This window comes from Microbacterium phycohabitans, assembly GCF_032464935.1.
GTDB classification, from domain to species: Bacteria; Actinomycetota; Actinomycetes; order Actinomycetales; family Microbacteriaceae; genus Microbacterium; species Microbacterium phycohabitans.
This window is the reverse complement of sequence record NZ_JAWDIT010000004.1, coordinates 191,764-213,701: the sequence shown is the minus strand read 5'-3', so window position 1 is coordinate 213,701 and position 21,938 is coordinate 191,764. Positions and strand designations below refer to the sequence as shown.

Here is a 21,938-nt window from a genome sequence, read left to right as displayed (position 1 = left end):
TACCGACGCCGAGAGTCCCTCGCACGTGCGCGCGCGTCGCGGTTGAGCTAGGGAGTGGCACGACAGCGTACGCGAGGACGCTGTGGGGCCGTGGGCAAAAACAGTCTCAAGAATATTTAATTTGCGCTGACCGGGCCTTTCTACCGCAAATGGGATGCCATTCCGCCCGCTGTCGCAACATTTCGCAATCCGATCCCCGGGGGGTCCCGAAGACCCTGTGTAAGCCGCTCCACGGCGAACCGCCCCTCGCACCGGGGTGTCCCTGCCGGGTCGCAGACGCGATCCGAACGATTTCGGAGGAATGTCATGCTCACCAACAAGAAGCCTGTCGTCGCCGGTCTCGCCCTCGTTCTGGGTTCGGCCTTCGCTCTCACCGCCTGCTCCGGTGGCACCACCTCGGGCGGCACCGCCGAGGACAGCAGCTCGATGGCCCCCTCGATGGAGGCGTCGCCCTCCGCGTCGGCGTCGATGATGGACCCCGCCGCCAACCTCGTGGGCCCCGGTTGCGCCGACTACGCCGCCGCCGTTCCCTCGGGCGCTGGTTCGGTCGAGGGCATGGCCGCTGACCCGGTCGCCGTCGCCGCCTCGAACAACCCGCTGCTCACCACGCTCACCGCGGCGGTCAGCGGCCAGCTGAACCCCAACGTGAACCTGGTCGACACGCTCAACGGCGGCGAGTTCACCGTCTTCGCCCCGGTCGACGACGCCTTCGCCAAGATCGACTCGGCGACCATCGACACGCTGAAGACCGACAGCGACCTGCTGACCAAGATCCTCACGTACCACGTGGTCCAGGGCCAGCTGACCCCCGACGAGATCGACGGCACGCACACCACCGTCGAGGGCCAGGACCTGACGGTCGCCGGCTCGGGTGACGCCATCACGGTCAACGACTCGACCAACGTCATCTGCGGTGGCGTCCAGACCGCCAACGCGACCGTGTACCTCATCGACTCGGTGCTGATGCCCCCGATGTAAGTCCTCGGAGCGTGAGCAATCGCGCTACCGACCGATCGATGTCTGATCGGACCTGACGGCGAGCGCCGGACCCCAGGCGAGGGGGTTCGGCGCTCGCTTTCGTCTGCGGGTCAGTCGGCGCCGACCTCGCGGATGATCTCGTCCTGCACGAGGCGAGCAGCGGTCGGCCCGGCGTTCAGGAACCACGGGTCGTAGTCGACCGCCACGGCCTTCCCGTCGGCGACCGATGCGAGCGTGGACCACAGCGGAGCACCCTCGATGAAGGCGACCCCCTCGCCCGTGCCCGCGTAGAACACGTGGTCGGCGTCGGCGAGGTCGATCTGCTCCGCGCTGATCTCCTGCGACGTCTCATCGAACTGCTGCGACAACGGGCGGCCGAGGCCGAGGTCCTGCGCGAGACCGCCGGTGAATGACGGCACGCCCATGATGCGCGTCCGGTCACCGGTCGACTGCAGGAACGACACGGTCGTCGCGCCTTGCTCTCGTCCGGCCGCGAACGCCGCGCTCTCGCCCTGGAGGGAATCGAGGATGCCGCGGGCCGCCCCCTCGTCGCCGAGAGCATCGGCGATGAGCAGGAAGTCGCTCTTCCAATTCACACCGTTGCCCTTGGTGACGACCGTCGGCGCGATCGCCGACAGGGCGTCGTAGAGCTCGGCACCGCGCGTGGCGTTGATGAGGATGAGATCGGGGGCCGTCTGCGCGATGGCCTCGAGGTCGGGCTCCGTCCGCTGACCGATGTCGGTCATGGCATCGAGGGCCGCGGCATCCTGAGGGAAGGCCTCGCTGAGGTACGCCGGCACGAGGCCGCTGTTCTCGGCGCGGGTCGCGGCGGCGGGCACCTGGCCGAGGGTGAGCAGCGCGTCGAGCTGACCGGTGGAGACCACCGCGATGCGCGTGGGCGCCGCGGCGATCTGGGTCACGCCGGCGAAGTGCGTCACCTCGCGGGGGAAGACCCCGTCGCCCTCGCTCGAGCCCATCCCGGGTTCGAGGTCGCGCGCCACGACCCAGTCACCGGTCGACCCGGCCTCGGAGTCGACGGACACGGCGGGGGCGGCGGTCCCCGCGCACCCCACGAGGGTCAGCAGGGTCGCCGCGGCGAGGGCACCGAGCAGGTACCGGGGACGGAAACGGTGGGTCACGGACGAAGAACGAAAGACGGTCACACGGTTAGGTTATCCTTACCTGTGTGCCCGACGTGACCGCCGCCGCCCCGCCATCGGTCGTCGCACAACACGTCCTCGCGCGGCGTCGCCGCACCCGCGCGCGCACGATCGTCGTCACCCTGGCCATGCTCGGGGCAGTGGCACTGCTGGCGGTCGCGAGTCTCGCGATCGGATCCCGCCCTCTCGCCCCGGGCGACGTCATCGCCACCCTCTTCTCCGACCGACGGGATGCCGTGGGCGTCATCGTGCACGAGCTGCGCGCGCCGCGCACCCTCACGGCGCTGCTGACCGGCGCGTGCCTCGGCGTCGCCGGAGTGCTCATGCAGGCCGTGACCCGCAATCCGCTCGCCGACCCGGGACTGCTGGGGGTCAACGCGGGGGCTGCGGTGGGAGTGGTCACCGCGATCGCCTTCTTCGGCGTGGGAACGGCGAGCGGCTACGTCTGGTTCGCGTTCGCGGGCGCCGCGGGCGCGGCGGTGCTGGTGACGGCCGCGGCCCGGGCCGGTCGGCGCGGCGACACCGTGGGTCTCGTGCTGGCGGGAGTGGCGCTGAGCGCGTGCCTCGGAGCGGTCGTGCGCATCATCACGCTCGTCGACGACGACACCTTCGAGTCGTTCCGCTTCTGGGCGGTCGGGTCGTTCGAGCGGCGCGACCCCGATGTCGCCCTGCAGCTGCTGCCGTTCGCGGTCGTGGGCGTCGCGATCGCGATCATCGTCTCGCGCGGTCTCGATCAGCTGCGCCTCGGTGCCGACCTGGCGCGCGCTCTCGGGGTGTCCCCCGCGTTCGTGGTGATCGGCGCGGGTGCGGCGATCACACTGCTGTGCGCGACGGCCACCTCCGCAGCCGGACCCCTGGCCTTCATCGGACTGCTCGTCGCCCATCTCGTGCGCGGGCTCGGGGCCATCGACGTCCGCGGATGCCTCCCCCTCGCCGCGGCGACCGGGGCGGCCCTCACCGTCGCGAGCGATGTCATCGGGCGGGTCATCGCTCCCCCGGGCGAGATCGAAGCGGGGATCGTCGCCGCGTTCCTGGGCGCTCCCCTGCTGCTGTGGCTCGTCATCCGGAGGGCCTCATGACCGCCGCCGCGGCCGTCGCGCGACGACGTCGGTACGCCGCGGTCACGGCGGCGATCGTCGTCGTCGCCCTCGGCGCCGCCGTCGTGGGCGTGACGACCGGATCGTTCCAGGCGTCGCTGGGCGACGTGGCATCCGTCTTCTCGGGCGGTGCGGATGCGCGCACGAGCGTCGTCGTGCTGGGGCTGCGGGTGCCGCGCGTGCTCGCCGCCCTGCTGATCGGAACAGCGTTGGGACTGGCCGGCGCCGTCTTCCAGACTCTCGCCCGAAATCCGCTCGCGAGCCCCGACATCGTCGGCTTCACCGCCGGCTCGGCCACCGGAGCCCTCGTCGGACTCATCGTCGTGGCGCCCACGGCGTCGCCCGCCGCGGGCGCGTGGATGGGCGGACTGCTCACGGTCGCGGTCGTCATGCTCATCGCGCGCAGCGTCGGCGTCTCGCGCGAGCGCACGATCCTCGCGGGCATCGCCCTGTCGATGCTGCTTGCCGCGGTGAACGACTACCTGCTGACGCGTGCGCCGATCGAGATCGCCCGTAACGCCGACCAATGGCTGCACGGCAGCCTCGCCGCCACCTCGATGGATGACGTCGTCCTGCTCATCGCGTCGATCGGCATCCTGAGTCTCGTTCTCGTGCTGCGTTGCCGCGACCTCCGTGCGCTCGAACTCGGCGACGACACCGCCCGTTCGCTGGGGGTGCGCACGCCGCGGGTGCGGCTGGTGCTGCTCGTCGTCGCGGCGCTGCTGACCGGAACGGCGACCGCGGTGTCGGGCCCGATCGGCTTCATCGCCCTCGCCGCGCCCCAGCTCGCCCGACGGCTCTTCGGAACGAGCGGCATCCCCCTGCTCGGGTCGGCCCTGACCGGCGCGACCGTCCTCGTGATCGCCGACGTTGTCGCGCAGCGGGCGCTCGCGCCCTTGCAGATCCCGGTGGGACTGCTCACCGGGGTCGTCGGCGGCGCCTATCTGTTCTGGATCGTCGCCCGCTCGCGTCGATGAGCACGTCGGGCTCGGGCGTCCCGGTAGGCTGGAGTCATCAGGGCCTGTAGCTCAGTTGGCAGAGCATCGGACTTTTAATCCGCGGGTCGAGGGTTCGAGCCCCTCCGGGCCCACCACGTCAGCGTTACTCGAAATATCGTCCTTGGCGATGTTTACGAGAGTCGCGACTTCCGACGATTTCCCACCGCCCCTGTTCGCAGGGGCGGTTTTGGTTTCTCCGCTGCTGGTGGCGTTCGCGTACTGCTCGTCGGCGGCGATGAGCACGTCGAACGGCTCGTTAAACTCCACGCCCGTCACCTCGTCTGCTTCGACATAGATGCGCGAGAACACCGCCTGATTCAGCATCCGTCGCTGTTCGTCCGTAGCACCGGCGTATAGGTCGCCGGGGCGCTCCAGTATTGAGAGTGCGGCATCGATGTACTCCAACACCGGAGAGGTCACGATCACCTTCGACTACGACCTGCGTCCCGACATAGAGCGGGAAGGAATCGACCCTCTGCTGGATGTGTACGTCGATGACGCTGCCGGAGAGCGCACGACGTTCGGCAAGCAGCTCACCGGAGTCGACGGGCCTGCGACATTCGATCAGAGTGTCACCTTGAAGCCGGGGACCTACACCCGGCACATCATGAGTACGTACCTGCGGTACTGCGACTGTCTCCCCATCAAGGACATCGTTGAGCCCTACACCTTCACCGTGCCCGAGAAGGTCGACCCCACCCCTAGCCCTACGCCCACTCCAACCGCCACGGCGACTCCGTCGCCCGAGCCCACGGGCACGCCATCACCGGAACCTACTACTGAGCCGACTGCGACGCCCACCCCGCAGTCAACCGAGACGCCCTCCCCTTCTCCGATCGCTACATCGAAACCGATCGCTATCTCGCTGTCGTCGACCACGGTCGCCCGCGGAAACCCGATCACGGTGAATGCATCCGGCCTCGCGGCCGGTGAGCAGGTCGAGATCTGGCTCCACTCCACACCGGTCAAGCTGCTGTCGACCACCGCAAGTGCGGATGGGACGATCTCGAAGACCGTTACCATCCAATCGGATGTGGCCATAGGCGCACACGAGATCGAGGTGCGCGGAGCGACCAGCGGCTCGGCATACGCAGCACTGACCGTAAGCGATGGCTTGGCAGTGACTGGGTTCGACGCCAGGGCAACGGCTACAACGGGGATTGGCGCCAGCACGCTAATTTGGCTGGCATCGCCGTCCTGCTGACGGCTCGCCTTAGGTCGAACTTAATGTCCTGATGGCGTAGACGAACACCTGAGGAGGGACAGGCCCGTCGCACCCACGACCGGCCTGTCCCTCCTCAACGCTCCGATGGCACTCTAGAGGCATGACGCGAGCAGATGACGATCCCGACCAGGCGGCAGCAGATCTGGAGCGACTTCAAGAAGAAGCCCGAAAGGCCGGCGCTCTTCAGGAGGAAGCCGAGTTTCGAGAAGAGCGACTCGTGGCCGAGATTGACGCCGCATACGCTCGCGGCGATGAGGCGCTCACCGCTGCTCTAAAAGCTCAACACGCCCAGGCGGAAATTGATCTGGAGAACGCTACCGCCGACTTCGAGTCCGTGATGAGTCAGGTCGGTAGCGCTCAGCAATTCTGGTACGGGGAGGATGACGACACCGCGGATGATGATGATGACTAGTTTCTGTTCAGTCCGTGTCGCCGCGAATCTAACGCGTCCTTGAAGTGCCGCTCAGCCGCGTCGATCTCCCGCGGAGGCGTCGACGGATCAAAAACACGAAGTAACGAGAACCGGAAGCCCAAAGGGTCGAGGCCGCGAAGTTCAACATTGCCGCCGTGGCCGTTGGCGGCATAGGCACCCCACCGCTGCCGAACACTCTCCTTGCCGTTGGCTCTGCCCACGTAATGCTTGCCGCTGCGAGTGTCGGTAATGAGATAGACGCCGAGAACGGACGACAGCGCGGTTCGCCATGAGGCGTAGCGGGGCTCGCGCAGCACCGCCTGCATGGTCGAGTAGTCGAGCAGCAGCTGACCAAAGCCCGGGAACGGAACAGGCTCGGCGTCCGCGATGCTCATCACTGCATATGACGCGGCAGCGGTCCCGCTCATGCGCCACGTCCTAGGCGACTTCCATTCGATCACTAGGCGAGATCGGAGATCCGCAAGGTGGCCGGTCTCCACTACGTCGAAAGTCCTCAGCACGCCGGTGTTCGCCACCTCGCCTCGGTTCTCGACCACAGACCAAAGCCGCGCTCGATCGCCGCCCTCTCGGATGAAAACGACCCAGATCCCTGGCGGAGAGACAGGGAAACGACGCGCATCCGCTGACTGTTGGCGGGTGTAGTCGAAGATCTCGCTGTGCGTGGAGTCCGCATGGAGTCCGCGAAGGCCGCTCTCCTCGTGCTCCTGCACGAAGGCGTGACGAATGACAAGGATTCGTGCTGGGTCAATGCCCGCGTCGAGCAAAATCGGACCGAACGTGAGAGGCATTGCGCGGCTCCTTGTCAGACTGAGCGCCACAGTATCGCGAGCTTCACGCCACCCCGCCATATTCCAATGCACCTCGGCTCTTGTTCGATCGGACGGTTGGCGCGCCGCGCGTCCCGTCGTTCACTGGTGGCAGCGGGTGTTGCAGTTCAGTCCTGGCACCCGCTCCACAGCTTCGTTGCCGGTATGCGGTCTTGGAGAGAACCATTCGAGTTCTCGGGCCGCACCCGTCAAGGAAGGTGACCCGTCCATGAGCGAGTCCAACACCACTACTCCGCCCGCCTCGGCTGTGTCCGCCAACGGACTCGGCTACGGCCCGATCAGACCCCTCGCGGTCAGACTCAACGAGGCCACCCGCACTCAGCTGGACATCATCGCCCAGCTCAACGACCGGACCGTCACCGACGAAGTCCGCCTCGCCATCGAAGCCTGGATCGACAAGACCAAAGCCGACCCAGCCATCCAACGCCGCGCGAAGGATGTGCGCGACGACATCGAGCGCGAGGCGGCAGGCAAACGCGACGCCATCGCCGCCATCTTCGACGCCACACCGGCACCGAAGCCCCCGCGCACGCCGCCGAAGCCGCAGGGCACCTGACGGCTTCACCTCACCCGGGCGGCCGGCTCGAGCGACGTCTCACTCGGACGCTTGCTCGCCGGCCGCCCCGCACCAACTCCCCCGCACCTATTACCCGACCTCGTTTGTGCTCTGCGATTCAACGAGAACCACCCCGGTTCCCGGTCGCACGCACAAAGGAGGAACACCACCATGGTTCAGGGCATCATCATTCCGGCAGACAACACCGCACCCCTCAGGACTGACGCGCTGGATTCGCTCGAAGACTTTCAGCGGGCCGTAGGCGGCTGGATTGAAGCGGTCGACATCCCGGACCTCGGCGTCACGATGTATGTCAACGAGGAAGGACTCATCCGCGACCTGCCATTCAATCGGCGCGCCACGTTCCTGTGGCGGTTCAACGTTCCAGAGGCGCGCGACGCGCGGCTCGTCGAAGACGTCGCGGTCGTCGGACTGACCGACGACGAGGGCGAGAGTACCGATCTGCCGAGCGAGATCCGTCAGCGGCTGCTCGAACCTGGGGTCTACCGAGTCCGGAGCCGGGAGCTCGATGGGAACCGGTGGCACGAGGAGCCGGTCTACCGCGACGACTACTTCGAAACGGTGATCTGGGCGGCGCTCCTACAGGAGATGTCACGCGCTCTTGAAGTGGAGATTGAGCGCGTTGAGGCCTGCAGCGATGAGGGCGAGCAGCCGCGACGGAAGCGGCGACCGTTGTGCATGGTCGCCGCCTCTTCGCTTGCAGAACTCGAAATCACGCCTCAACCGTCGACCTTGCATCGCAGCCCCGGGCGGAGATCGGCCCCTCGGCAATAGCGCGGCCACACATCCAACTCCGCACGTCTAGCGGAGCAGACCCAACCTCAACAGGCTGACCTCGATCCGAGCTCCCCTGTGCAGCACGTTGCGTCACGGCTCGACGCCCCACCGCGCCGGGCGTGGCTGCAGAAAAGCTAGTCTGTGGAAGATGATCTCTAGGGAGGGGCAAGAGTGACGTCGACGCCGAAGGAAGAACTTTTCGCGCTGACCGTGCACCCGTCCGTCGTCTTCAAGCTCGGCGAAGACCTAATCACCGACGATGTTCAGGCGCTAACCGAGTTGATGAAAAACTCTTATGATGCAGATTCTCCAAGCGTCCGGGTTGTAATCGACACGGCGGTGTGGACCGAACTCCGTTCAGGGAAACGTATATCCCCGGACGAAGCCCGAACCATTATCGCTCAGCGCAGCGCCATAGAATCCGAGCTACAAGGGCTCCATCTCGTGATTGACGGACAAGACAGTCCCGTCATCTCGCACGACGAGGCAATGGACCAGATTCTCGTTCTCGAGGACCGGTTACGACGGATGCCCGAGCCCGTCCAGGGGAATATCGAGATTGCGGACGACGGCATAGGAATGTCAATAGACGACATTAAGCGCGGCTGGCTCACAGTCTCTGCCAGTCCAAAGCGGCAGATGAAGGCGCGCGGAGAGCGCACCACTCAATACAATCGCACACCACTAGGCGATAAAGGGCTCGGCCGCCTGGGGGCGCAACGCCTCGGTCGAGCGCTCGATCTAAAGACTCGGACACAGACCGCCGACGCCACGCTCGTCGCCTCGATATTCTGGGACGATTTCACCGACGTTGACGCCCTTTCGGACGTCCCGATCATCATCCGTCAGACAGATGATCCGTCGCGCACCGGAACCACTATCAATATTCGCGGCCTCCGACAGCCGGACCATTGGGACCGTTCGAGAGCACTATTCCAGCGAGATATCGCTGACATGATATCCCCGTACGACGATGCGCAGGGATTTCGTATTACTCTGCGCGTGAACGGCACCCGGATTGATCTCCGCGAGTTGACACATCAGGCTCTCGATATCGCCCCTGTGACGTATGAATTGGAGTACCACTCTGGCGTACTGCACGTGCGGGGAGGCATGCGAAAAGAGTATCTTCGTCCCGATAGGAATCCCGAAGGAGCCGCCGACTGGGCGGAATTCATTGAACCCGACGACGGCGCGGCCTTCCTCGAATGGTTCTCCAGCAATCGCAAGCCGCGCGCTGAAAGACTAAAACTTCAGCGAGGTGACTACCGACACTTTTGCTTCTTTGAGACAGCCGTCGTAGCAAGTAGCATCCCTGGAATCGAAACAGGGAAGGACGGCGCAATCGCAGACCCTGGCCCTTTCGAGGGTCGCATCGACATGCTTGCACGGCGCGCCGCAGAGAACGTTTTTGATGACCGCGGGGACTACTCGCAATGGGTCAAGGCGGTCACAGGCGTGAGGCTTTACCGAAACGGCTTCGGCATCCGGATGCGAGAGGACTGGCTCAATCTGGGTGCGCAGTGGACCACAGGAAGCTCCTACTACACGCTCCGCCCAGATAACGTGGTCGGTCACATTAACCTCACCGCGGAACACAACTCCGCCCTCGAGGAGACTAGTAATCGCGAAGAATTTCGCGATCTTGCACCCTACCGAAATTTTCAGCTGATACTCCGGAATTGGCTCGAGCTATCCGAGCTGTTTCAGACAGTCGTTCGGCGCGGCTACAACGACTACCTCAAGTTTAGGAAGCAGGACCGTAACGGCCTAAGCGAGCGGTCATCGTCAAAGGAGCTTGCGCGCGACATTACTCAGCAATTCGAGCGAGCTCATCAAGCGCAAACCAAGGCCGTGGCCGCAACTGCTGCATCACGGAATGCGCAAAATGAACTGACGAGACTCCAAGTTCAGCAGAAGCGTCTCGAGTCCTCTTATGTTGTCACGCCGGATCTCATCTCGGAGAACGCAAAAATTGCTCACGACATGGCTGGTGCGCTGAATGCCCTCCAAAATCAGCTGATGGCGGTTCAGACCGCCACAAGTGAGATTGCAGATCGGCGCGAGGTCGTGGACCTCCTTCTGGAACGGCTCATCGAGGCCGAGCGTCAGGTTAGGGAAGTCTGGGAGGTCGTGTCCCTTGGGATCACTGCCGAGGCGGTTTCACACGAGGTACTCAACGTTACTGACAGGCTCAGAGAGCGTAGCCGTCAAATCGCGCAGTATAACGACGTAGAAGTACGCAATTCGAGATTCGGTGAATACATCGAACAGGTCCGTTCCTCCATACAGTCGCTCCACAAGCAAGTCTCTCATCTTGACTCGTCGATGCGTTACGTACGAGACCGGAGGGAGACGGTGAACGTGGGTCACGTTGTCGCGGAGACCGCGGAATACTTCAACGCCAGATGGCGGGGTGATCAGATCTCGTTCGAGGTGGCAACGACCGCGCCCCTCTCCGTGAAGATGAGCCGCGGAAAACTCGGTCAAGTGTTGGACAACCTCATACTCAATAGCGAATTTTGGGTAATGGAGTCGATTCGGCGCGGCTGGGTAGATCACGGTCGCGTGCTGATCACAATCAATGAGAATGGGTTTACCCTCGAAGACAACGGACCAGGCGTGGATCCGACCGTCGACGAATTCTTGTTCGATCCCTTCGTCACCCGAAAGCCCGCAAGACAGGGCAGGGGTCTCGGACTGTTCGTCGTGCAGCAGCTGCTCGCATCGGAAGGCTTCTCAATCTCACTCGACCCAGCGCGCAATACTGCTGGCAACCGCTTCCGCTTTCGTGTCAACCTTCAACGCTGAGGACTGATGATGAGCACTGGTGTCTTGTCTGCAGATTCCGCACCTAGTCCGGAAGTGCGCAACGCGATCAGCGAGTTGCTCCAACAGCTGAAGATTACTCGCCTCCTTGTCATCGACGACGACCTTGACGCGGAAGCAGATCAGCAGAATTTGATCGACGTCAAGGTCGGCTACCTTGATGTGAGAGCCGAACTCTCCGCTGCGGCTGCCATCCACGGGATCGATGAACTTGTGGAAGATAGTCGCGACTCCTCACTAGGAGACGAAATTCGAGACGACATAGACTCACTTTGGCAGGATCTCGACAATACGGAGAAGTTGTCCATCATCCGAGCGCTCCCCGCGCCGGACGACACTCCTCGCAACCTTGCCACCTTAGACGCCATCAAACCGTACCTGCCACGAAGGGTCGAGTACATCCCGCTCTCCGTCGCAGAATGGCGAGCTCAGCGCGACACCCTCCTGAGCGAGGGGCACCCCGGCACTCTTATTTTCTTCGACCGAAATTTGTCCCGAGCAAACGCTGGGCCAACAGGCGGCGACGATTTCATTCGCGAGCTTCATGAGACGGAACGAAGCGGCGTCTACTGCGGAATCTTGACCCAGGACGCGCGCGGACCGGAAGCTGAGGTGAAAGTCTCGGAGGAACTTCGATCGAAGATCAAGAAGGCAATTCCAGCCATTGGAAAAGATCGAGTACGCGCGCCACAAGATTTTGTCGAGGGTCTTCGTTTCTTCCTTCATGTGACCGAACTCGCCCGCGTGAAGGAACACACCAACGGCGCCCTGGCTGAAGCGTTCAGAGAGACGCAAGATTTTCTCGAAGGAATCGGCTACTACGTAATCCTCGCATCCGCTGCGAGCGCATATGACGAGGGCGTCTTTGAAGGCGACGGCCTCTTGAGGCTTGCTCGATCATATTTTCGCCGCCGAACCGAGAAACACCTCGCTCATAATCCACCCACATCAGAGATGGAAAGGCTCAGAAGGGCCGCCGCGAGGACGATCTCTGACGTTCTCCCCCGCTCGTCAGATACGCGCGCCCTGGAATGGGGAGAGCGATTCGATGACACGGCCGACCTAATCGCGGCGAAGAGCGCGACCGAAGTGGGCGACATTTACGAACTGACCGGGCGAGATGGACGTACTGGCCACGCCATCCTTCTAGCCCAGTCATGCGATCTCATGGTGAGAAAGAACGGCGAGCGGGCTCACGCGCCGACCGCCTTCACTCTGGCCATGCTCGAGGAAGAACCCCGAATTACCGATGGGTCTGCCGCGCGCCTGTTCCCGGTGGGCACTTTGAGGCCTGAGACGAAGGCTCGCCTATTTGCGAATCTTGCGCGCAGGATCTACCTTCCGCCTCAGGTTCTGGATGCGTGTGTTCTTTCCACAGACGGATCATCGAAGATCAACAAGTCTCTTGCAAACCCTCACGCTCTTTCCGCAGGATGGGCGAAGATTCCGAAGAAGCTACGCGACTGGACCGCATCTCGAGTTAAAACCGCAGAGGCCAGCATTGTGCTCTTACCCGCGAAGGACCAGTTTGCAGAGCGGGCTCAGGTTGCCGAGCGGCTCTACGAAGCGGCATTCGGTCAGTTGTTCGTGGACGGGACGATAAGCCTTCAGGTGACGGCGGACACTGGGGCCGTTACATTCGGGGTGAGACGCGTGAGTCGCCTGGTTGAGGCGCACGCGAAGGCGCTGCTTGTTCAATTGTCGCAGTACCAGTCCAGGCCCGATACGCCCGCCGAGATCATGCGACACACGATGCCACCCGGCTCTGTCCAGGCGGCCCCGGAGTACGTGATCTAACGCGCGATGCCAGGACTGACTAAGAGAGGGAAGTACACGCGCCGCCTTCTGGCAATTCTCGCGAACCCTTCCCTGGATCAATACAGCCGCACGGCGCGGCGAGTGCAGGCCGCCGGCACTCTGCTTGGCTTCCCGGATATCACGATTGCGAATCTGTTCGCTGAGCCGAGCAAAAGCTCGCGAGACATCCGCCTACTCGGTTGCGATCGTCACGGTTGGCTGAAGGCACGCGATCTAATCAGTCGCGAGCTGAGATCGGCGGACGCAGTCCTGCTTGGATTCGGGACGATTCCCGTGTCGGGGTTAGCCAAAGCCCACCTCGACGACCAGAAGGCGTGGCTACGGCGCCAGCTCGAGCTGGCATCGCATGCGTACGTATGGCAAGTCGGGAATGCTCGTCACCCATCTCGTTGGCACCAGTACCTGAGTGACCGGCACGGTCGGACCTCAGGTGGAACTTTCGAGGAGCGATTGGTGGAGCAGCTTCGCCAGGTACCCATCAGCGATGCCCTCAGTGCGTGATCGTGTTAGGAACAACGATGTCCGGGCCGCGTGATGCTTAGATGCCGCCTCCCTGGGACTAGGCTCGACGCGAGATGATACCTGAGCATGCGCTTCGAAGCGACCTCCCGACTCTGACCGAGGGCCCCGCAGAGTCACTCGAGGCGCGCCTCGACAAACGAGCGCAGGAGAACCCGCACTACTGGGACTTCAGGGGAATAAGCGGCCGGGTGGGCGGCCACGGGTACTTCCAATATCCGGCCATGATGGTCCCAGAACTGCAACGAGCCCTTCTGGAGGATCTACTTGAGACAGATCCCGGCGTGGAGCTGATTTACGATCCATTCATGGGATCCGGAACTGTCCTACTGGAGTCCCTTTATCTGGGCCTTTCGTTTATCGGCTCAGACATCAACCCCATGGCCGTGCTACTCAGTCATGTCAAAGCTCACCCGCCACAGAGCGAATTTGCTCGGGACGGCGGAAAGCGTGTCTTGAACCGCGCCATATATTCGACTTCCGAGTGGACTCTGAACTTCGCGCACCGCGACAAGTGGTTTGATCCGACCGTGATCAGAGATCTGAGCCGTCTTCACGAGGCCATCAGAGGCGAAGAAGACAAAAGATTACGACGCTTTCTATGGGTGTGCCTAGCCGAAACTGTTCGGTTCGTATCAAATTCCCGCCTCTCGACATTTAAGTTGCATAAGTACTCAGATGAGGATATGGAGAATAGATCGCCTGACGCGCTGAAGCAATTTGGGCTAATTCTCTCAAGCAACGTGGACGGCATCCGAGACCATGAGACCGCATTGCCGCCGAATCACGGGACTGTCACGCTTTTTTGTGAGGACGTCATGGAGGGGCTGCCCGACGGTACCCTTGTCGATGCAATCATGACTTCTCCTCCATATGGCGACAACCACACAACCGTGCCGTACGGTCAGTACAGTTACCTGCCGCTCCAATGGATAGCAGCGAGCGATCTCGTTGGGGAGGTAGTCATCGACAGAATCTCACGTCCTGGAACGCTCGACACGGTCAGTCTGGGGGGACGTCGACTCACCGCTGCGAAGGGGGTGCCATCTCAGATTGCGGAAGAGGTGCCTTCCCTAACCAAGTGGATTAATGACCGCAGTTACAAAAATGGGACGACGCAGAAGGTTATTACCTTCGTTGACGACTATCGCCGGGCACTTCGTTCGGCCGACCGTGCACTCCGCCAGGGCGGTTACATATTCCTGACTCTGGGCGAGCGACGCGTCGCGGACGCCGATGTCCCCCTGGTGGCATTCACGCAGGAGATACTCGAGGCGCTCAACTATCGCCACGTGCGCAGCATCGATCGACTACTTCCATCACGGAAACGCATGGCAAGACGGAACGCGGCAGGCGAAACTATGGCGAGAGAAACAATCCTCATCATGCGCAAGAATGTCGCTTGATTCCGTTCACCTGCGCCTATTCTTCGAGGCTCACGATAAATCTTGGATCGTACGTCACAGACTCTGACCAGCGCGCCATCTCGGCGACATCATAAATCGCGAGCGCCGGCAGATCCATTTTCACACGCTGGCCACTTGGGTCGAGATGCCACACATGCTTATACGGAGTCGACCAGATAATGAAGTCCGCGTTCGATTCAGCGATCACATTTGTAAAGTGAGAGTCTAGAAACCAGAGATGAGGCCTAGCAGGCGTTGACTGCCCGTTTCTCAAGACGGGGACCGGCTGCTCGGTGATCGCATATGCTGAAGATTCGTCCCGGACGAGCATTACTATCAAATATCCGGGATGGTTCTCTCGGTATGCCTCAACCTTCCGCGCATGCCCCGTGAGAACGCGATGGAAGATGTCACGGTAGGCCTCAATATTATGGTCCTGATAGCTTGGCAGGTCCGTGCTCGCAAGAACGGATATTCTCGCATCCTTAGCGATCGAGGGGAATGCAGCAAGAAGCTCGCGCTTGACTTCGCGCTCCCTCGCCAGTGTTGGATTCGTGACCTTTCCGACCTTCGGATGATCGTCCACGCGCATAACTTCGAGACCAATTTGATTGGGCAACGAATAAAAGTCGGGACGATCGCTTGCAACCCAGGTGGCGGAATCGCGGATGGCTCCGAGAACACGAACTGCTTGATCCGTAGCGCTAGGCAAGAAGCAAACCTCAGAATCTACCGCCTGAGATGCCTCCTCAAGAAATTCGCGCTCGTCCTCGCTCGTACCCATCTCTCCCCAGTTCTCGGCGTCAACCTGGTCCCTGTCGCGCATCGGGCAGACATGCGAGCGTCGCCGTCTTCTACTGCCCGATCCGCCTGCGCACCAGACTAGACCGAGTTCCGCCGCGACAGCCTTCCAGTCCGCGGAGAGGCCTCGATTCCACCTCCGACCGGCCTGTAGCGTTCAGCATCGTCCGGCCTATCTCATCCGACTCCAGCTTTCGTTGTAGGCGACACCTCGACACCCAATTCCGCCATGCTTACGTACCCGATGGCTGCATGTACGCAGCGCCCACATTAGTTCTAGGTGTCGCGCAGGGTGGCAACATGTTGGGATGACAAAGTCCGGCACGATGAGCAGATGGAACTTCCTCGCGTGACCGCGACAACGGACGCGATGTGCGTCGCGCACATCTCTGACGCTCACCTCCTGCGCCGTATCGCTCCATTCGCAGAGGAAGGCAGCTGCGCGCTGTGTCCGCCAGACGGTCTCCGATTCGGTGGACCGGTCGTAAACCTGCAGCATGTCGCGGAACTAGTGGACTGGGCGGCGACGCAGTACTACAACCACGAGGGCCAGTTCTTCGACGGTGAGCAACTGCTCGAGCCGATGACGACGGAAGAAGTAGTAGCGAACCTTCTCGACGGATGTGTCGCGGGGGATGTCGTAGATGACCTGGGCCGACGTGTCGCGGCTCTCATCTATGAGGAGCTGGACTGGTTCGAGCCGTACGACATGGACTATGAAGCCGGCGTCGAGTTCGAATGGGACGACTTTGAGCAGAGCGTGAAGCACGAGTCCCGACTACTGACACCGCCCTCGAACGACCGTGCTGAGACTGCTCCCGAGAGAAACTGGACCTTCGTGAGGTCTCTCCTGGTGTTCGCAGAGAAGCACGTCGGGCTCACACAACATCTACAGCCAGGAACGAAGTTGTATCGCGCCCGTATAGAGCGCGACTCGCGCAAGCTCGAGCGAGACGCACGCGAGTCGCCCGCAGTTGAACTCGGTCCAGCGCCAGCAGACCGCGCGAGCGCAGGTCGCATGAATGCACAAGGGGTGCCCATGTTTTATGCTGCCTTTGATGCGGAGACTGCGTGCGCAGAGGTAGCCACCCACAGCCCTTATGACGAGCCAGTGGCTGGCGCTTTCGTCCTTCAGCAGCGTCTCCGCGTTCTCGACCTCACGTCGTCGCTTACTATTCGCAGCGTGTTTGACGACTCCCCACCTCGCGAGGGCGACGACCGGCTGGCCTCGCTGGCCTATTACGTCCAGCGAATCACACAGCCGGTCATCCTGGATGGGAATCATCCGGTGGATTACGCCCCAACACAGGTGCTCACAGACGCTTTCCGATATTGGGCGAGGCCTCGACTTGATGGCATTGTGTACCCCTCGCGTGTCAACAAGAGTGGCAAGAACGTCGTGCTGTTCTTCGGTGACCCTCGCTGGTTTGAGCAAGTCGACAAGCCCGCCAGTCGGATGGACCGTTACAAGCGAGGCACAGAGCGTGGTTCGGAGGACGCGCTGTTCATCATCGATCCAAACACAGTGCACCGGTACCGCGTGGACCGGAGCATCATGGTAAAGACAGCACGAGTTTGGGGCGTGAAGACTGACGGGGCCGAGGACACCTCGCTCTTCGATACCGGTGGGTAGGCCAGCGCTCTTGAACGGCCACGCCGGTCCGTATTGCGCCGATCCCAGTGAAGCGTTCCCCAGTGGTATTTGTGAACGACAGTCTCGACCGCGAAAGCGCTATTCGCGCATGCCCGCAATGAAACCAAGAAGGCTACATGTACTGACCAGGGCGCGGACGCAGCCTGACACCCTCTGCCTTGAGCACGCGGTGGACAGCACCGAAGCTGGAACCAAGCTCGGCCGCGATCGGCTTGATGGCGAGACCCTCTTCGTACAGCCGTACCGCCCGAGCTCGTTGCGTCTTCGTTAGTGGCTGACGGCGCATACGGACGCCTCGATCATGGAGCAGCTCGAGCACACTCGGCTTCGAGATGCCAAAACGCTTAGCCAGCGCCGGCGTTCCAACACCCGATCGATACAGCTCCACTAGTTCTGCAACCTGCTCGTAGCTGAGACGGCGGCGGATCAGCCACGAGCGGCCAGTTTCGTCCAGGTCAGTATCGGGATCTGCGGGCACGACCGCGGCGAGTTCAGCCAACTTCTGCAGTTTTTCCAGGGGTGGAAGCAGCCCTGCTGATTTTTTAGAGGCTGGTCCTACCGTGCCCACCACGTCAACGTTCCTCGGATATCCGCCTCAGCGATCTCCGCGGGAGTCCCGACCTCCGAGCACTTCGCGCGACCCTGTTGCCATGGGCGGTTCTGCTTCCAGCATGCGGGCGCTCCTCGTCAGCAGCGATCGATTGACGGGAGGAGAGTCATCCCCCCGCCTTGCGCCCGCGACGCACCCGCTCGACGGTCTCCCCCGCGGCAACACCGACGAGAAGGACCGCGGCCGCGATCGACAGCCGGAGCGCGTCGAAGAACGGGAGGAAGAAAGCCATCGCCGCAAGCACGGCCAGACCGACGAGGCCGACCAGCTGAGCTCGCGACCACCGTCTTTCGAGCGTGCGCCGGAAGAGCGCGGTGCCGGCGAGGAAGAGGATTGGCGCGCCGACGATGACGATGGTCGCGGCGACACTTCGCTGGTCGGGATGCGAGAGCATCTCCTTGTCGCCCACGCTCATCAACACGATCCCGGCGATGATCGGAAGGTGCACCCAGGTGTACGCCGTGCGAGCGAGTCGGCCCGGTTCGTCCGACGCCTCGATCGCCTCCGCACCGACGCGCTCGCCGTGATCGAAGTAGATCCACCACGCGGCCGTGGCAGCGACGAACGCCGTCACCAGCGCCGCGACCGACGACGCGGATGATTCCTTCTCGACGAACGCGAGGCCGGTGACGAGGAGCCCCTCGCCGACGGCGATGAGGACGAAGAGCGCCGTCCGTTCGGCGATGTGGGGACCGGACAGATCCCACGATTGCAGCCGCACCTTCCCTCGACCCGGTATCGGGTACCCCAGAATCGTGCCGAGCAGTTCGAGGGCGAGAGCCGCCGTCCACAACGGCAGCTGCCACGCATGCGGCAGCACGGCACCGACGATCCAGAGGGCGCCGCCGACGACGGTCCATCCGAGGATCAGAGCGAAATCGTGCGCCACCCGCCGGTCGTGACGAACCGTCGCCCACACGATGAACCCCGTGCGCCCGACCTGCAGGACGACGTACGACAGCGCGAACGCCCACGCTCGATCACCGAATGCCTCCGCGATCGAGACGCTCATCACGAGCGCGACGAAACCCAGCGCGACGACCGCTCCGCGCACGGGAAGCTTCACGGGGTCGAGCCAGTTGGTCACCCAGGTGGTCGACACCCACGCCCACCACAGTGCGCAGACCATGATGATGCCCTCGAAACCGCCGAGCGGAGTCTGGTTCTCGTACAGGTAAGCGGACAACTGCGTCAGCGCGAGAACGAACATCAGGTCGAAGAACAGCTCGACGTACGTCACCCGATCCGCGCGCGAGGAGTCCGTGGGGCGCAACACGTCGCGGGCCATCCCGAATGCCATGCCCCATCCTGACACTGACGCGCTGGCCCCAGGCGGAGCGACAACATCCGCGTCCGTGGGCCCGCACGACTCGCACCGGACGACGACCGGCTCGAGCCGTCACGACGAGAACCCGAAACGGAGCCGAGAAGGTCGGTCCCACCGTGACCGCGTCTTCTGCGAGAGCGGCCGCACCGACCGCCTCACCCGCCCGGGCAGTCGCACGTCCCACCGCTGGCGCACTGGCACGGCATCGACGGATAGTCCTCGGTGGTCACGGTGCGCCGCACGTCGAGGCCGTCGATCGACCGTGGCTCCCCGTAGCGCGTGTAGTCGATGACCTCGGCGACGTCGGCGAGGCCGTGCCCCTGCCCGTCGGTGCAGTCGGAGGCGAAGGTGTGGATCTTCCGCTCGCCGGCCGGGAAGCGCAGCTCGAAGCAGACCGCCGCGCTGCGCTGGTCGTAGAAGAGACCGCCGCCCGTCTCGACCCCTGCGGAGGTCGCGAGGATCAGCGACGTGCCGTCATCGGATGCCGCGAGGCCGAGGAGCTTCAACGACCCCCCGGCCGGGACGACGGCGGGATCGGCGTACGCGGGTCGCACGTCGGAGACGGATCCGATCCGGGCGATCGCGGCCTCAGGGTCGGAGACGATGTCGGCGCGGTACGGCCAGAACGTGTCCTGCGCCCTGTCCACCGAGCGCGCGAGCGCGTCCTGCAGCTCCGCCTCCGGCGAGGGCATCACCCCGCACCCCGTCGCCAGCAAAGCAGAAAGGCCGATGGCCACCGAACCGATACCGCGTCGTGCTCCCCCGTGCATGCGGGTCAGTGTGCCGCACGGTGCATCACCGCGACGGCATGCGGCGGGGCCGCGGCATCCGTCATCCCTCGTCGAGGAGCTCGACCCCGAACTCCGCGACCACCGCGCGCACCTCTCCGAGGTAGCGCTGCGCCTGCTCGGTGAGGGGGATCGCGGTGCGGTCGATCCAGCCGATCTCGATCTGCTCGTCGACCTCGAGCGGCACGGCGACGATCTCGGGGTCGAGGTCGTCGCTGATGATGCCCGTCGAGATCGTGTAGCCGTCGAGGCCGATCATGAGGTTGAAGATGGTCGCGCGGTCGGAGACGCGGATCTCCTGGCGGCTCGACAGCGTCGAGAGGATCTCCTCGGCGAAGTAGAAGGAGTTGTTCGCGCCCTGGTCGAAGGTGAGGCGCGGAAGGTCGACGAGGTCGTCGAGCGTCGCCCGCGGGCGGGATGCCAGGGGGTTCCGCCGCGAGACGAAGATGTGCGGCTCCGCGACGAACAGCGGATGGAAGGCCAGCCCCGAATCGCGCAGCAGCTTGTCGAGCACGTTGCGGTTGAAATCGTTGCGGAACAGGATGCCGAGCTCGCTGCGGAGGGTGCGGACATCTTCGATGATGTCGAACGTGCGCGTCTCGCGGAGCGAGAACTCGTACTCCGCGGCATCCGTCGCCTTCACCATGCGCACGAACGCGTCGACGACGAACGAGTAGTGCTGGGCCGAGACGCCCAGCAGGCGCCGCGAGGGCGGGCGGCCGAGGTAGCGCCGCTCGAGGAGCTCGGCCTGCTCCACCACCTGGCGGGCGTAGCCGAGGAACTCCACGCCGTCGTTGGTGAGCGTGATCCCCCGGGCCGAGCGGGTGAGCAGGTCGCGGCCGACCCGGGTCTCGAGGTCTTTCATGGCGGCCGACATGGTGGGCTGCGCGACGTAGAGCAGATCGGCGGCGGCGGAGATCGAGCCCTCGGCGGCGACCTCGATGAAGTACTGCAGTTGCTGGAGCGTGATCCCGCTCGACCGCTTAGCCATAGCTCAAAGCTATAGCACTGCATAGTCGGCGGGAATTACCCGATGACCGAGCCCTCGGCGCACGATGGAGAACACCACCAACCGCGGGCCCACCCGGCCCCCGCACCCGATTGGCCCGTCATGGCGAACGACATCACGTTCAGCATCACCACCACCCGTTTCGACGAGGACTACGCCCCGGCCGAGGCCTCGCGCGTGACGACGAACTTCGCCAACCTGGCGCGCGGCGCGGGCCGTCAGCAGAACCTGCGCAACGCCCTGTCGATGATGAACCACCGACTGAACGAACTCGTGCCGGGAGATGCCGACCGGTACCGCGTCGAGCTCGACATCGTCTCGGTGCACCTGCGCTTCGGAGACGGGGCGGATGACGAGGAGTTCCCCGTCATCGAGGTGCTCGACGTCAGCATCCTCGACACGCGCACCGGCGAGCGCCACCGCGGCATCGTGGGCAACAACTTCTCCTCGTACCTTCGCGACTACGACTTCAGCGTCGTGCTGCCCGCCGCGAACGCCGGCGGCACCGGGTTCACGGTGCCGGAGGACTTCGGCATCCTGCACGGGAAGATCTTCCAGCACTTCCTCGACTCCGACGCCTACCGCGAGCGCTTCGCGCAGGCGCCCGTGATCTGCATCAGCGTGTCGACGAGCCGCACCTACCGGCGCACGGGCGTCGTGCACCCCGTGCTCGGCGTCGAGTACGCGCAGGACTCCTTCTCGCTGACCGACGACTACTTCGGACGCATGGGCCTGCAGGTGCGGTACTTCATGCCGCGCGGCAGCGTCGCGCCGCTGGCGTTCTATTTCCGCGACGACCTCACCTCCGAGTACTCCGACCTGCAGCTGGCCGGGACGATCGCCACGATGGAGACGTTCCAGAAGATCTACCGCCCCGAGATCTACAACGCCGTCAGCCCGGCGGGCGAGGTGTACCGCCCCACGCTCGACGAGCCCGACTTCGTGCGGACCGGCATCGACTACGACCGCGAGGAGCGCAGCCAGCTCGCCGTGACGCAGGGACGCTACGCCGAGGAGCACTTCGTGAAGCCCCACCGCCACATCCTCGACGCGTGGGCAGCCGACCACGCCGCTCCCGTCCGATGACCTTCGAAGGAACCAGCCC

Annotated in this window: 20 protein-coding genes and 1 tRNA gene; 14 read left to right on the top strand and 7 right to left on the bottom strand. The window is 63.5% G+C overall.

What is annotated here, in order from left to right; translation table 11 throughout:
- Positions 1-306: 306 nt before the first annotated feature.
- On the top strand, positions 307-978 hold the full coding sequence (locus RWH44_RS12315; protein ID WP_316004796.1) for a fasciclin domain-containing protein: 672 nt from the start codon (positions 307-309) through the stop codon (positions 976-978).
- Between the two features lie 110 nt (positions 979-1,088).
- Here RWH44_RS12315 and RWH44_RS12310 read toward each other — a convergent pair whose 3' ends face one another.
- Entirely contained in the window at positions 1,089-2,117 is a 1,029-nt protein-coding gene (locus tag RWH44_RS12310; protein WP_316004795.1) for an iron-siderophore ABC transporter substrate-binding protein, read from the bottom strand.
- A 47-nt stretch (positions 2,118-2,164) separates the two neighbouring features.
- Here RWH44_RS12310 and RWH44_RS12305 point away from each other — a divergent pair, with 47 nt between their 5' ends.
- The 5 genes from RWH44_RS12305 to RWH44_RS12285 all read left to right on the top strand — a co-directional run bounded on the left by RWH44_RS12305 (position 2,165) and on the right by RWH44_RS12285 (position 5,870).
- Complete coding sequence (locus RWH44_RS12305; RefSeq protein WP_316004794.1) at positions 2,165-3,217, top strand: FecCD family ABC transporter permease; 1,053 nt, start codon at positions 2,165-2,167, stop codon at positions 3,215-3,217.
- On the top strand, positions 3,214-4,212 hold the full coding sequence (locus RWH44_RS12300) for a FecCD family ABC transporter permease (RefSeq protein WP_316004793.1): 999 nt from the start codon (positions 3,214-3,216) through the stop codon (positions 4,210-4,212). Before RWH44_RS12305 ends, RWH44_RS12300 begins: the two co-directional genes overlap by 4 nt.
- A 40-nt stretch (positions 4,213-4,252) precedes the next feature.
- Positions 4,253-4,328 (top strand) — tRNA-Lys (locus tag RWH44_RS12295).
- A 299-nt stretch (positions 4,329-4,627) separates the two neighbouring features.
- Positions 4,628-5,437: a hypothetical protein gene (locus RWH44_RS12290; protein WP_316004792.1), complete on the top strand. Its 810-nt coding sequence runs from the start codon at positions 4,628-4,630 to the stop codon at positions 5,435-5,437.
- A 121-nt stretch (positions 5,438-5,558) separates the two neighbouring features.
- A complete protein-coding gene (locus tag RWH44_RS12285; protein ID WP_316004791.1) occupies positions 5,559-5,870 on the top strand; it encodes a hypothetical protein in 312 nt (103 codons plus the stop codon).
- On the opposite strand, the gene RWH44_RS12280 is transcribed toward RWH44_RS12285, so the two are convergent.
- Positions 5,867-6,679 carry a GIY-YIG nuclease family protein gene (locus tag RWH44_RS12280; protein ID WP_316004790.1) on the bottom strand — a complete coding sequence of 271 codons (813 nt, stop codon included), beginning with the start codon at positions 6,677-6,679 and terminating at the stop codon, positions 5,867-5,869. The genes RWH44_RS12285 and RWH44_RS12280 overlap by 4 nt on opposite strands.
- A 247-nt stretch (positions 6,680-6,926) precedes the next feature.
- Between RWH44_RS12280 and RWH44_RS12275 the strand changes: the two genes are divergently transcribed.
- The 6 genes from RWH44_RS12275 to RWH44_RS12255 all read left to right on the top strand — a co-directional run bounded on the left by RWH44_RS12275 (position 6,927) and on the right by RWH44_RS12255 (position 14,644).
- The gene (locus RWH44_RS12275) at positions 6,927-7,274 is read left to right on the top strand and encodes a hypothetical protein (protein WP_316004789.1); all 348 of its coding nucleotides are present in this window, start codon (positions 6,927-6,929) and stop codon (positions 7,272-7,274) included.
- Positions 7,275-7,445: 171 nt separating this feature from the next.
- Positions 7,446-8,069 carry a DUF3846 domain-containing protein gene (locus RWH44_RS12270; protein WP_316004788.1) on the top strand — a complete coding sequence of 208 codons (624 nt, stop codon included), beginning with the start codon at positions 7,446-7,448 and terminating at the stop codon, positions 8,067-8,069.
- A 174-nt stretch (positions 8,070-8,243) separates the two neighbouring features.
- Positions 8,244-10,883, top strand: coding sequence for an ATP-binding protein (locus RWH44_RS12265; protein WP_316004787.1), 2,640 nt, complete (start codon positions 8,244-8,246; stop codon positions 10,881-10,883).
- A 9-nt stretch (positions 10,884-10,892) separates the two neighbouring features.
- On the top strand, positions 10,893-12,698 hold the full coding sequence (locus tag RWH44_RS12260) for a hypothetical protein (RefSeq protein ID WP_316004786.1): 1,806 nt from the start codon (positions 10,893-10,895) through the stop codon (positions 12,696-12,698).
- A 6-nt stretch (positions 12,699-12,704) separates the two neighbouring features.
- Positions 12,705-13,220, top strand: coding sequence for a DUF1643 domain-containing protein (locus tag RWH44_RS16085; protein ID WP_367575652.1), 516 nt, complete (start codon positions 12,705-12,707; stop codon positions 13,218-13,220).
- A gap of 74 nt (positions 13,221-13,294) precedes the next feature.
- The gene (locus RWH44_RS12255; RefSeq protein ID WP_316004785.1) at positions 13,295-14,644 is read left to right on the top strand and encodes a DNA methyltransferase; all 1,350 of its coding nucleotides are present in this window, start codon (positions 13,295-13,297) and stop codon (positions 14,642-14,644) included.
- A gap of 16 nt (positions 14,645-14,660) precedes the next feature.
- Here the strand turns inward: RWH44_RS12255 and RWH44_RS12250 are convergent, their stop codons facing one another.
- Positions 14,661-15,470, bottom strand: coding sequence for a hypothetical protein (locus RWH44_RS12250; RefSeq protein ID WP_316004784.1), 810 nt, complete (start codon positions 15,468-15,470; stop codon positions 14,661-14,663).
- A 309-nt stretch (positions 15,471-15,779) separates the two neighbouring features.
- Here RWH44_RS12250 and RWH44_RS12245 point away from each other — a divergent pair, with 309 nt between their 5' ends.
- Positions 15,780-17,078 (top strand): RES family NAD+ phosphorylase, encoded by a 1,299-nt coding sequence (locus RWH44_RS12245; protein WP_316004783.1) that lies wholly within the window; start codon positions 15,780-15,782, stop codon positions 17,076-17,078.
- A 133-nt stretch (positions 17,079-17,211) separates the two neighbouring features.
- On the opposite strand, the gene RWH44_RS12240 is transcribed toward RWH44_RS12245, so the two are convergent.
- The 4 genes from RWH44_RS12240 to RWH44_RS12225 form a co-directional block, all read right to left on the bottom strand.
- Positions 17,212-17,670: a helix-turn-helix domain-containing protein gene (locus tag RWH44_RS12240; protein ID WP_316004782.1), complete on the bottom strand. Its 459-nt coding sequence runs from the start codon at positions 17,668-17,670 to the stop codon at positions 17,212-17,214.
- A 145-nt stretch (positions 17,671-17,815) separates the two neighbouring features.
- Complete coding sequence (locus RWH44_RS12235) at positions 17,816-19,009, bottom strand: low temperature requirement protein A (protein ID WP_316004781.1); 1,194 nt, start codon at positions 19,007-19,009, stop codon at positions 17,816-17,818.
- 182 nt (positions 19,010-19,191) lie between these two features.
- Positions 19,192-19,806, bottom strand: coding sequence for a hypothetical protein (locus RWH44_RS12230; protein WP_316004780.1), 615 nt, complete (start codon positions 19,804-19,806; stop codon positions 19,192-19,194).
- A 61-nt stretch (positions 19,807-19,867) separates the two neighbouring features.
- Positions 19,868-20,815, bottom strand: a complete 948-nt coding sequence (locus RWH44_RS12225; RefSeq protein WP_316004779.1) for a LysR family transcriptional regulator — start codon at positions 20,813-20,815, stop codon at positions 19,868-19,870.
- Positions 20,816-20,935: 120 nt separating this feature from the next.
- On the opposite strand from RWH44_RS12225, the gene RWH44_RS12220 reads away from it, so the two are divergent.
- Complete coding sequence (locus tag RWH44_RS12220; protein WP_316004963.1) at positions 20,936-21,919, top strand: putative oxygenase MesX; 984 nt, start codon at positions 20,936-20,938, stop codon at positions 21,917-21,919.
- Positions 21,920-21,938 lie beyond the last annotated feature (19 nt).